This is a genomic window from Nocardia sp. CC201C, from assembly GCF_030010695.1.
GTDB classification, from domain to species: Bacteria; Actinomycetota; Actinomycetes; order Mycobacteriales; family Mycobacteriaceae; genus Nocardia; species Nocardia otitidiscaviarum.
In genome coordinates this window covers 1-10575 of the sequence record NZ_JASCXP010000254.1, presented here as the reverse complement: position 1 = coordinate 10575, position 10575 = coordinate 1, and the positions used below count along the sequence as shown (strand labels likewise).

General features: G+C 69.1%; 13 protein-coding genes. 6 read left to right on the top strand and 7 right to left on the bottom strand.

The features are described from left to right. Positions 1 to 126: 126 nt before the first annotated feature. The 3 genes from QK444_RS23730 to QK444_RS23720 are packed head-to-tail and all read right to left on the bottom strand — an operon-like array spanning position 127 to position 3190. Positions 127 to 519, bottom strand: a complete 393-nt coding sequence (locus QK444_RS23730; RefSeq protein ID WP_039818097.1) for a DUF3054 domain-containing protein — start codon at positions 517 to 519, stop codon at positions 127 to 129. Between the two features lie 51 nt (positions 520 to 570). Further along, positions 571 to 1629 carry a YbhN family protein gene (locus QK444_RS23725; protein ID WP_282783810.1) on the bottom strand — a complete coding sequence of 353 codons (1059 nt, stop codon included), beginning with the start codon at positions 1627 to 1629 and terminating at the stop codon, positions 571 to 573. A gap of 43 nt (positions 1630 to 1672) precedes the next feature. Further along, positions 1673 to 3190, bottom strand: a complete 1518-nt coding sequence (locus QK444_RS23720) for an adenylate/guanylate cyclase domain-containing protein (protein ID WP_282783815.1) — start codon at positions 3188 to 3190, stop codon at positions 1673 to 1675. A 314-nt stretch (positions 3191 to 3504) separates the two neighbouring features. Between QK444_RS23720 and QK444_RS23715 the strand changes: the two genes are divergently transcribed. Genes QK444_RS23715 through QK444_RS23705 form a run of 3 tightly spaced genes read left to right on the top strand, consistent with a single transcriptional unit; the run spans position 3505 to position 6579 of the window. Next, positions 3505 to 4731: an AI-2E family transporter gene (locus QK444_RS23715; protein ID WP_306358024.1), complete on the top strand. Its 1227-nt coding sequence runs from the start codon at positions 3505 to 3507 to the stop codon at positions 4729 to 4731. Next, the gene (locus QK444_RS23710) at positions 4715 to 5890 is read left to right on the top strand and encodes a DUF5931 domain-containing protein (RefSeq protein ID WP_282783808.1); all 1176 of its coding nucleotides are present in this window, start codon (positions 4715 to 4717) and stop codon (positions 5888 to 5890) included. Before QK444_RS23715 ends, QK444_RS23710 begins: the two co-directional genes overlap by 17 nt. Before the next feature lie 20 nt (positions 5891 to 5910). Beyond that, positions 5911 to 6579: a response regulator transcription factor gene (locus QK444_RS23705; protein ID WP_282783806.1), complete on the top strand. Its 669-nt coding sequence runs from the start codon at positions 5911 to 5913 to the stop codon at positions 6577 to 6579. 55 nt (positions 6580 to 6634) lie between these two features. Here QK444_RS23705 and QK444_RS23700 read toward each other — a convergent pair whose 3' ends face one another. Together QK444_RS23700 and QK444_RS23695 are read right to left on the bottom strand one after the other, a co-directional pair. Beyond that, positions 6635 to 7048, bottom strand: coding sequence for a TIGR03618 family F420-dependent PPOX class oxidoreductase (locus QK444_RS23700; RefSeq protein ID WP_282783804.1), 414 nt, complete (start codon positions 7046 to 7048; stop codon positions 6635 to 6637). Continuing rightward, on the bottom strand, positions 7045 to 7608 hold the full coding sequence (locus QK444_RS23695) for a pyridoxamine 5'-phosphate oxidase family protein (protein ID WP_282783802.1): 564 nt from the start codon (positions 7606 to 7608) through the stop codon (positions 7045 to 7047). Before QK444_RS23695 ends, QK444_RS23700 begins: the two co-directional genes overlap by 4 nt. A gap of 71 nt (positions 7609 to 7679) precedes the next feature. Between QK444_RS23695 and QK444_RS23690 the strand changes: the two genes are divergently transcribed. The 3 genes from QK444_RS23690 to QK444_RS23680 all read left to right on the top strand — a co-directional run bounded on the left by QK444_RS23690 (position 7680) and on the right by QK444_RS23680 (position 9884). Continuing rightward, positions 7680 to 8135, top strand: coding sequence for a helix-turn-helix domain-containing protein (locus QK444_RS23690; protein ID WP_282783800.1), 456 nt, complete (start codon positions 7680 to 7682; stop codon positions 8133 to 8135). 228 nt (positions 8136 to 8363) lie between these two features. Continuing rightward, positions 8364 to 9008, top strand: coding sequence for a DUF1707 domain-containing protein (locus QK444_RS23685; protein ID WP_282783813.1), 645 nt, complete (start codon positions 8364 to 8366; stop codon positions 9006 to 9008). A 57-nt stretch (positions 9009 to 9065) separates the two neighbouring features. Beyond that, the gene (locus QK444_RS23680; protein ID WP_282783798.1) at positions 9066 to 9884 is read left to right on the top strand and encodes an alpha/beta fold hydrolase; all 819 of its coding nucleotides are present in this window, start codon (positions 9066 to 9068) and stop codon (positions 9882 to 9884) included. A 274-nt stretch (positions 9885 to 10158) separates the two neighbouring features. On the opposite strand, the gene QK444_RS23675 is transcribed toward QK444_RS23680, so the two are convergent. Both QK444_RS23675 and QK444_RS23670 read right to left on the bottom strand, forming a co-directional pair. Further along, a complete protein-coding gene (locus tag QK444_RS23675) occupies positions 10159 to 10353 on the bottom strand; it encodes a type II toxin-antitoxin system VapB family antitoxin (protein ID WP_282783790.1) in 195 nt (64 codons plus the stop codon). Between the two features lie 10 nt (positions 10354 to 10363). After that, positions 10364 to 10575: hypothetical protein (locus QK444_RS23670; RefSeq protein WP_282783789.1), on the bottom strand; the 212-nt coding region annotated here is incomplete at its 5' end.

Sequence of the window (10575 nt, the reverse complement as noted above, 5' to 3'; positions counted from 1 at the left end):
GGCCGTGGTGATGTTCACCGCCGGACCGACCCCCGCCACCCCCGCTTCACCTCCCCCCCCCCGGGGCCCCCCCCCCCCGCGGCAGGTTTCGGGGCAGTCGTTCGGATCACCGGGCAGTCGTACGGATCAGTTGGCGCGCAACGCCTTCCGCGCGGCGCGCGGGCCGAGCAGGAAGAGCGCGAGGGCGGTAGCCGCCACCAGGATGAAACTGAACGCCGTGCCCTGGCCACTGACCACGCGCAGCAGCATGCCGCCGATCAGCGTGGTCGCCCAGATGATCACGCCCGTCGGCCACAGCGACCACCCGTCGAAACGCCGTACCGCCGTATCGAAGTCGCGCTCGGACTGCCACACGCACACCGCGAAGGCGATGGCCCAGCCCAGAATGAGTCCGGCCTCGAACGGCCAGGCGGTGCGCGCCAATCCCGTCAGAATCGACTCGTCGTGACTGCTGCGCCCGATCGCACAGAACAGGACCACCAGCACGGCATCGACGACGAACGGCAGCGGTTTCTTCACGCGCCACAGGGTAGTGCGCCCGCTACCGGTCCCCGCGCAGGGACACCCGGCTCAGGCGGTGCCGACCTCGGGGTCCGGCTGGCGGCGCTCGCTCACCAGCGGGGTGCGGCGCTGTTCGAACTCCTTCTCGTAGTCGGCGTCGTCGGCGTGCGGGGTGCGGAACAGGAAGCCGAGGACGATCCAGCCGACGATCGCCACCAGGACGAAGCTGACCATGCGGTAGGCGAAGGCGGCCGCCACCGCCTGCGCGGCGGGCAGACCGGCGAACGCGGTGAGACCGTAGATGAGGGTGGCGTCCACGTAGACGATGCCGCCCGGCGCGAACGGAATCGAACCCACCGCCTTCCCGGCGGCGAAGGCCAGCACCAGCCCCGCCAGGCGCGGATCGGCCCCCACCGCGTAGCAGGCCGCGCCCAGACAGGCCACATCCGCACCGCGGTGCAGCACCGCCCAGAACGCCACCCACGCGCCGTCCCGGCGGCCCAGGTCCACCGACTCCAGCTGGCTCACGATCTCGGCCAATTTGTCCTCGCCGCGATCACCGGCGCGATGCCGGATCCGATTGATCACGTGCAGCACCCGGCGCACCACCGCCTCGATGGTGCCGGGATGCTTGGCCACGTAGTTCCCGGCCCACACCAGCAGCACCACCGCGCCCAGCGACACGATCAGCTTCAGCGGCCCGACCCGGGCGCCCACCAGCAGCGCGCCCAGCACGCCCAGCAGCGCCAGCCCGGACGCCGCGACCACCCCGGACATGACCAGCTGCCAGGAGGCCACGATGGGGCTCGCGCCCCAGCGTCGGGTCTGCCGGTACGTGAACGCCGTCGAGAACACCTGCCCGGCGGGCAGCGTCAACGCCATGCCGGTGGACCCGTACACCACCGACACCGATTTGCGCTGACTCACCCGCACGCCGCCCGCGCGCAGCAGCTGTTTCTGCACCCGGCCGTAGCCGCTCATCGACACCGCCTGCAACCAGACGCAGACGGCGACCCAGCCCCAATGGATTTCGGTGAGCTTCTGCCAGGATTCCGACAGGCGCGGATACAGATATATGCCCTCGGCGATCAACAAAGCGGCAAGTGCGGCACCAAGTACCCATTTCACCCACCAGAACCGGTGGCGTGTGCTACTCGGGGCCGTCACGCCGTCAGCCTAACGAACCGATGGCCGCGGCGTCTGCAGTCATTTCCTCGCCGCTCTGCTTGGGCCAGGCCAGACGCGTTTTTCTGCGACGGCCGCGCAGCTGCACCTCCTCGCCCGTTTCCCAGTGCCGCTGTTCGGGATCGTCGGCGAAATACAGCGCGCTCGACGAGGTGAGCACCCGTTCGGGACGCTCCTTCGCCAGTTCCGTCAGCCGGGCCGCCTCGTTCACCGGATCACCGATGACCGTGTACTCGAAACGATTCGCCGCGCCGATATTCCCGGCCACCGCCAAACCGGCCGAAACTCCGATACCGATATCCAACCCCGGCACTTCCCGCAGGGCTTCGCGCAGCTCACGGGCGGCGGCCAGGGCGGCGGTGGGCGCGTCGGGACGGTCCAGGGGCGCGCCGAAGATGGCCAGCGCCGCATCACCGACGAATTTGTTGATGAGGCCGTGGTGGCGGTCGATGACATCCACCACGATGCGGAAGAATTCATTGAGCAGGCTGACGACCTCGGTGGGCGGACGTTCCGCGGCGGTTGCGGTGGAACCGACCATATCCACGAACAACACCGCCACGAATCGCGTTTCACCACCGAGCTCGGTGCCGTACTCCAAGGCGCGCCGGGCCACATCCTCACCGACATGCTGACCGAACAATTCCTGAAGTTCGCGACGTTTGGCGGCTTCGTCCATCATGCGGTTGAAGCCGACCTGCAGCAGCCCGATTTCCGAGCCGTCGAAAACCTCCACCTGCACATCTCGCGCCCCCTCCTGCACGCGGTCGATGGCCTGACTGAGCTGGCGAATCGGATCGGAAATACTCGACGCCGTCAGCATGGACAGCGCCAGCGCCTGCATGATCACCACACCGCACAGCAGCAGAATCGACACCGCCAGCGACTGCGCGGAAAACTGCACGCGAGAAGAAATCTGCGTGACGCACAGCAGCACGATCGCGATGACCGGTGCGAAGGTACCCATACCCCAGGTCATGGCCATCCGGGTGCCGACACCCGCGGTGAGCGTGTGATCGAAGGTGCCGGTGGACAGCGCCTCGGCCGCCACCGGGCGCAGAATCCGTTCCCCCAGCATGTAGGTGAAACCGAAGACGATGGTGGCGGCCATACATTCGGTGACGATCACCGCGGCCGCCAGCTCCGGCGTGCGCACGATGATCAGCGAGGCCAGCACACCGCCGCCCAGCAGCCACAGCGCCAGATGCACGATCGACTGCCGCAGCGGCGCGTGCAGCGCCGCCATCTGCTCCTGCCGGCTCGGCGGCCCGCCGCGCATCTGCCAGCGCATGACCGGCCGCAGCATGAGCGCCGACGCGGCCAGGCTCAGAATGCCCCCGATCACGAAGACCGTGCCGGGAATCAGCAGCCCCGTCTCCCGGGTCGCCGCCGTCCCGCCCTCCGGCACCGGCAGCCCGTACTGGATGAAAGCCCACACCAGGACAGCACCGAACGCATTGGCCGCCAGCATGGATGCGAGATACAGCGGCCAGCGGGTTCGCATGGTCTGTTTGACCGCTTCCAGGGGCGCTGACACGCTCACCAATCTAGCTCCCCCGCCTCCCCGCGACTCTTCGCGCACGGCTGAGAGCCGTTCACGGTTATGCACGCGTGCCGGCGGTCGAGTGCCGACCCGAATTCGGGCGTACCCGGCGAGTTACCTGCTTCTTAACGAGATCGGTTGTTTCGTCGGCTGCTCGGGGCGTGGGGGAGCGCGTCGAACAGTGCGGGTACGGCGCTATGAGCGAAACGGACAGTAGGCTCGCAGCCGTGAGCGAGGGGCAGCAGCAGGTGGCGGACGCCGGGACCCGGGACGGGGTGCGGCGGCGGGATGCCGAGGCTGTGCACCCGCTCGTGCGGCAGGCGTCGGAGTGGGCGTGGCGGCTGCTGATCATCTTCGCGGCGGTGCTGGCGGTGGCGTGGGTGGCGCATCGGCTCTCGGCGATCACCATTCCGCTGGCCATCGCGCTGCTCGGGGCGGCGCTGCTGTCGCCGCTGGTGGACTGGATGCAGCGGTTCGGGGTGCCGCGGTCCATCGGGGTGTTCGTGGCGCTCGCGGGATCGCTCGGACTGCTCGCCGGGGTGATGACCTTCGTGATCGAACAGTTCGTCATCGGCGTGCCGCAGCTGACCGACGAGTTCAAGAACAGCGTCACCGAGATTCAGGACTGGCTCATCAACGGGCCCTTCCACCTGAGCACCGAGCAGATCCGCAATGCCGGTGACACCCTCGTCAAGACCATCGAGAACAACCAGGACACGCTGACCAGCGGGGCGCTCACCACCGCCACGGCCATCGGCGAGTTCTTCACCGGGATCTTCCTGACCCTGTTCATCCTCATCTTCTTCCTCTACGGCGGTGAACAGATCTGGGAGTTCGTCACCCGGGTCATCCCGACCGCGCAGCGCGAACGGACCCGCACCGCCGGACGGCTCGGTTTCGGCACCCTGACCGGATTCGTGCGGGCCACCGTACTGGTGGCGGCCGTCGACGCCGTGGGCATCGGAGCGGGACTGGCCATTCTGAGCGTGCCGCTCGCGCTGCCGCTGGCCTCCCTGGTGTTCATCGGCGCGTTCATCCCCATCATCGGATCCTTCATCGCCGGGTCGGTGGCGGTGTTCATCGCCCTCATGACCAAGGGCCTCGTCACCGCGCTCATCGTGCTCGGCATCACCATCGCGGTCATGCAGCTGGAAGGCCATGTGCTGCAACCGCTGCTGCTCGGTCGGGCCGTGCGCATCCACCCGCTGGCGGTGGTGCTGGCGATCGCCGCCGGAGTGGTGCTGGCCGGTATCGCGGGCGGTCTGCTCGCGGTGCCGTTCGTGGCGGTGCTGAACACCGCCATCCGGTCGCTGCTGGCGGATTCCCCCGATGAGCTCTACCAGGAGCTGCACACCGGGAATCCACGCAAACCGATGTTCAGCGCCGAACCCGACACCGACCCCAGCCCGCTCGAACTGTCCCCACCCGCACCGAAGCCACCCGGGTCCAACTCCGCGCGGGGCGAGTCGAGACAGGGCGACACCGGTGACCCCGCGGACTGACCTCGATCCCGGCTATGCCGCCGCCGCGCCGCTGTGGCGGGCGGCGCAGGTGTTCCGGCTGGTCACCCTGATCTACGCGATCGCACAGCAGTTCGCGTCGGTGCGCTACTACGAGCGGCCCGGCCTGAGCTGGGCGTTCATCGGCGTGATGGTGGTGTGGTCGGTGGTCTCCTCGGTCCTGCTGTCGCACTGGCTGGTGCGGGGCACCGCCGGAATGCGGACCGCGGTGGTCGTGGGCGACCAGGTGGTGGTCATCGCGCTCATGGCCGCCACCCGGCTGGTCGCCGACTACGACTGGTACCACGGCCACCAGACCCTGCCAACCACGCTGTGGGCCGCCAACGCCGTCATGTCGGCCGCCATCCGCTGGGGCCCGCTCGGCGGCATCGGCTCGGGCGCGCTGATCTCCCTGGCCAGCACCACGGTGCGGGCGCAATGGGATGTGGACGTGTGGAAGGACGCCACCGCCCCGGTGCTGATCTCGGTGGGCCTGGCGATCGGCCTGGCGGCCAATACCGCGCGCCGGGCCCAGCAGCAGTTGCAGGAGGCGGTCCGGCTCAACGCCGCCACCCAGGAGCGGGAGCGGCTGGCGCGCGAGGTGCACGACGGGGTGTTGCAGGTGCTCAGCTACATCAAGCGGCGCGGCGGCGAGATCGGCGGCCCCACCGCGGAACTGGCGCAGCGTGCGGGGGAGCAGGAGGTGGCGTTGCGGGTGCTCATCTCCGAGCAGGTGGTGCGCGCCGACACCGGTGGCGGACAGGAGGATCTGCGACCGCTGCTCACCGCGCAGGCGACACCGGTGGTCTTCGTCTCCACACCGGGCCATCCCGTCCCGCTCGGGCGGCGGATGGCGCGGGAGGTGGCGGCCGCCGTCGCGGCGGCGCTGTCCAATGTCGCCGCGCACGCCGGGAATGGAGCGAAAGCCTATGTGCTGCTGGAGGATACCGGCGGCGAGGTGATCGTGAGCGTGCGCGACGACGGCCCCGGCATCCCCGAGGGCCGCTTGGTCGCCGCCGAAGCCGAAGGGCGGCTGGGGGTTTCACGCTCGATCGTCGGCCGGATCGCGGCGCTCGGGGGTACGGCGGAACTGTTCACCGACACCGAGACCGGAACGGAGTGGGAGTTCCGGGTACCGCGCGAGCGCGAGGCCCGACAATGAGAGGTGACACGGGAGGCGATATGTCGGAAGACACCGGAGAGCACCGGATCTCGGTCATGGTGGTGGACGACCACCCCATGTGGCGCGACGGGGTCGCCCGCGATCTCACCGAGGCCGGATTCGAGGTGAGCGCCACCGCCGACGGGGTGGGCACGGCCGCCCGGCGTGCCGCCGCCGTCCGCCCCGACGTCGTCCTCATGGATATGAACCTGCCCGACGGCAACGGCGCCACCGCCACCGCCGACATCCTGCGCGTCTCACCGGAGAGCCGAGTGCTGGTGCTCTCGGCGTCGGCCGAACGCGACGACGTGCTCGACGCCATCAAGGCCGGGGCGCTCGGCTACCTGGTGAAAAGCGCCTCCGCCGCCGAACTCGCCGACGCCGTGCAGGCCACCGCGGCGGGACAGGCCGTCTTCACCCCCGGACTGGCCGGTCTGGTACTCGGTGAGTACCGGCGGATCGCCAACACTCCGCCCGACCGCGACGAACCCCACCGGCCCGCCCTCACCGACCGGGAGACCGAGGTGCTGCGCATGGTCGCCAAGGGACTGTCCGCCAAGCAGATCGCCACCCGCCTGCACCTCAGCCACCGCACCGTGGAGAACCACGTGCAGTCCACGCTCCGCAAACTCCAGTTGGGCAACCGGGTCGAGCTGACCCGCTACGCCATCGAACAGGGGTTGGAGTAGTGCCGTCTGCACGCGGTTCGTGACCGATCGCTGATCTCGCTCGCCTGGCTCGGCGTCAGTCGCCGGCGAAATCCTTCGTCCACACGTGGACCGGGTCGATGGCGTAGACGACCCGTTCTTCTTCCCGGGGGTATGGCACTCCCAAGTATTTGTGCGACATCCGGTCGATCACGACCCAGGCCGAATCCCCAGTCAGCCGGCGAGCCACCCGCCCGCGCACCGTGGCCATGACGAAGGGCCGTTGGTGATCGGTGACGGAGATCGCCACGCGGTCATCCCGTTCGAGGTTGCGGGCCTTGCGTGCGTCCGGTCCGGTGAGGAACACGATCGTGTCGCCCTCGACGTCCACCCAGATCGGAACGGTATGCGGTGATCCGTCCGGCAGCAGGGTGGCGATATGGGCGTAGTTGGTTCCGGTGAACAGGTTCCGCACCGCCTCGGGCAGGGCGCGCTCCTCGTGCAGGCTCATCGGTCGAACTCCCATCGGGTTGATCGGGCGGCGTAGCGTTCGTCCGTGCCGAGTCCGCGGACCGTCACGGGTTCGATGGCGAAAACCAGGTAGGGCGGCGGCCCGGCGGCCGGCGCACCGAACGGGGCATGGAAAGCTCCGTCCGGGGTCACTTCCACCGGCCAGCCGTATTTGGTCCGGTAGCCGTCGGCGATGCGGGCGAGGCGGTCGGCGTCGTCCACCTGTCTTGCGACACCCTCGTATATGACGTCCATGCCCTCCGTCGATGTCGCCAGCGTGCAGGGTGCCTGTCGCATCAACGCGGTCTTGCGCGCGGTGGACGACGATGTCGAGCACAACACACCGTCACATACCACGGCGAAGACCGGCCGCACATGTGGCGATCCGTCCGAGCCCTGACTGACATTCCAGTAGAGCTCTGTGGCGTCGAGCCGCTCGAGGCCGAGCTCCCACGGCAGGACGTCGTCCCGGTCAGGCACGTGAAGTTGGTCGTCGTCCCATTGCCGGACGATGTTGATGGCTTTGCTCGGCGTCGGTTCGGTGCGGAGAGGATCAGGCATGGCGGGCACTCCTTGTAAGTTCCTTCAGGAGACTAACACAGTAAGTTCCCTGAGGGAACTATAATGTGCTGATGCAACGTACGGATTTCGGTGCGATGGCCTGTTCGATCGCGCGCACCTTGGACGTCGCGGGTGAGCCGTGGTCGCCGCTCATCATGCGCGATGTCTACGTCGGCATCTGCCGCTTCGACGACATCCAACGTGACCTCGGGATCTCCCGCAAAGTCCTGACCCAGCGCCTTCGCTGGCTCGAGGATCAGGACATGCTGGCGCGCCGCCGGTACTCCGAACAACCGCCGCGATCCGAGTACGTGCTCACCGACAAGGGTCTGGCGTTCTGCGACGTGTTGGTCGTCATGGCCGCGTGGGGCGACCAGTGGGCCGTCGGCCCCGAAGGGCCCCCGGCGCTGCATCGCCACCGCGAGTGCGGCCGCATCACGCGCGTGCGCCTGTGCTGCGATCAGTGCGATGCTCGGCTGACCGCCGCTGACATCGACGTCCTGCCCGGCCCGGGCGCAGGGACCTGATTCGCGAGCTCAGCCGTCTCGCGCGACGTCGGCGCGGTTCTCGCGGAGGGCCGGGACCCGGGACGTCCGCTGCGCGCCAGGGTTCGGCCGTGGCGACGCGGGTCCGCAGGATTCGCGGTGATAACTGATATTCAGGGATTGCCCTGATGTGCGGCGGGCCGGATCGTCGCTAGCCTCGATGGCATGGGTGGTCCTGAAGCGGTTTCCAGGGTGGGCGCCGAGCACGTGGTGGGCGACCGCGACCTGCGGGTGTCCGACGCCGAGCGCGAGCACGTGGGGCGGCTGCTGCAACGTGCGGTCGGGCTCGGCATGCTGTCGCTCGGCGAGTTCACCGAACGCATGGACACGGCGCTGGCGGCCAAGACCCGCGGCGAGTTGAACACGGTGCTGGTCGATTTGCCGGGGATCCGGCTGGCCGGACAGCCCGGGCCGCGGCCCTTCCCGGGGCCGCCACCGGCCGCACCGCACGGCCAGCCCACGGTGCGGCACGTCCCGAACCCGTCCGGGGGGAACATCATCCGCGCCCGCATGTCCGGCGTCACCCGCAAGGGCCGCTGGCAGGTGCATCCGACACTGCTGGTGGACAGTTTCCTCTCCGGTGTGACGCTCGACTTCACCCAGGCCGTCATGTCCACGCAGATCGTGGAGATCCGGGCCGATATCAGCGGTGGCTCACTGAATCTCATCCTGCCGTCGGAGGCTACCGCCGATCTGAACGGGCTCGAACTCGTCGGCTCCGGCGTCACCAACAAGGTGCACACCGGACCGCCCATGGGGCCGCTGCACCTGGTCGTGCACGGCCGCATCCGCTTCGGCTCGGTCACCGCCAAGCATCCGCTCTCGGCGCACTGGAAGAAGCTCATGGGGATGTGAGTCCGGCAACGCCGCACCGGACCCCGGGTGCGGCGCACGCGCGGTATCGTCGCGCTCATGGTGGTTCACGGCTCGGTCGACGCGGTTCCGGTACCCGAACCGAGACTGCGGACCGGGCGTGGTGCCCCGGTGCTGTTGCTGCACGGATTCCTGCTCACCTGGCAGTCCTGGGGCGCGGTCATCGACGATCTGGCCGGTGACCACGACGTCCTCGCCCCCACCCTGCCCGGCCACTTCGGCGGACCGCCCGCGCGGCAACCCGCCACCATTCCCGGACTGGTCGATCACGTCGAAGCCATGCTCGACGAAGTCGGTTGGCGCACAGCACATCTGGTGGGCAACTCGCTGGGCGGGTGGATTGCCTGCGAACTCGCCGCGCGCGGTCGCGCCGCCACCCTCACCGCCATCGCGCCCGCCGGGTTCTGGCCCGACCGCCCCACCGCCGAAACCCTCATCCGCAAATTTCGCTCCTTCGGCCCGCTGGTCGGCCTCAACACCGCCGACGGCCTGCCGGTCATGCCGAATATGCTGCGCAGCTTGCTGATTCCGCTGCTGGCCCATCAGCCCGCCGTCGTCCCCAACCGCCTCGCCAACGCCATGGCCGCCACCCCCGCACACTGCACCATCATCAAGGACCTGGCCGAAGACCCCGCCATCCCAGCCGGTTTCACCAAACTCCCCGAACTGGACCTCCCGATCACCATCCTGCGCCCCGAACACGACCGCATCATCCCGCCCCACTTCTACGCCCCCGACGCCTTCACCGGCCACCCCACCCTGACCGACCGCCCCCTCCCCGGCGTCGGCCACGTCCCCATGCTCGAGGCCCCCACCCTCATAGCCACCAAAATCCGCAAATCCATCGCCCGCGCCTGAATCCCACCGGCATCGCGGTGATCGGGCTCCGCCATCACCGATCTGCGTGCATCACCGATCTGCCGTGCCATCACGGGAGGAATCGGAGCTGCTCGCGAGGCGCGTGGAGCTGCTCGCGAATCGCGACGGTGGGTGGCTACCCGCCTCTGGGGGTCTGCGGCGCGCGATCGCGGTCGGATCCGGCTCGTGCTCGACGTCGATCCGGTCGTCGCCGGGCTCACAGCCGACCGAATCACATGCTCGTGCGGTGCGCGGCGTCGATGCCCGAAGAGGTTCAGCGTTCGTCGAATTCGGGGTACGAGCCGCGCAGGCCACCCGCCTTCACCCAGTCCGCGAACTGTTCGCGGCGACGGCGGCCCACCACGTCGGCGAGCGCGGCGTTGACGGTGGCGGTCAACTCCGAGGTGCCGAGGATGGCGGCGGCCTCGGCCAGCAACGTGTCGTCGATGTGCGGCGCGGGGCGGGACATCGGTGCCTTCCTAGTCGCGGTTCTGGCGGCGGAGGAGTTCGTTGACGCTGACGGTGCGGCCCTCGCCGCCGCGATGGCGGCCCTCATCGTCGTCGTCCTTGGCGGACGGACGGCGGCGGGAGGAGCGGAGGTCGGACATCCACTGTTCGATGCTGCCGCGCGGGCCGCTGCCCTGCGGACGCTCCTCGGCGGCCTGCGGGGGCGGCTGCTGGTCGGGTGCGG

Coding starts and splice junctions, on each gene's coding strand:
- QK444_RS23720 (WP_282783815.1), bottom strand. CDS start 3,190: ATGCGAACCCGCTGGCCGCTGTATCTCGCATCCATGCTGGCGGCCAAT.
- QK444_RS23705 (WP_282783806.1), top strand. CDS start 5,911: ATGTCGGAAGACACCGGAGAGCACCGGATCTCGGTCATGGTGGTGGAC.
- QK444_RS23700 (WP_282783804.1), bottom strand. CDS start 7,048: ATGAGCCTGCACGAGGAGCGCGCCCTGCCCGAGGCGGTGCGGAACCTG.
- QK444_RS23695 (WP_282783802.1), bottom strand. CDS start 7,608: ATGCCTGATCCTCTCCGCACCGAACCGACGCCGAGCAAAGCCATCAAC.
- QK444_RS23690 (WP_282783800.1), top strand. CDS start 7,680: ATGCAACGTACGGATTTCGGTGCGATGGCCTGTTCGATCGCGCGCACC.
- QK444_RS23680 (WP_282783798.1), top strand. CDS start 9,066: ATGGTGGTTCACGGCTCGGTCGACGCGGTTCCGGTACCCGAACCGAGA.
- QK444_RS23675 (WP_282783790.1), bottom strand. CDS start 10,353: ATGTCCCGCCCCGCGCCGCACATCGACGACACGTTGCTGGCCGAGGCC.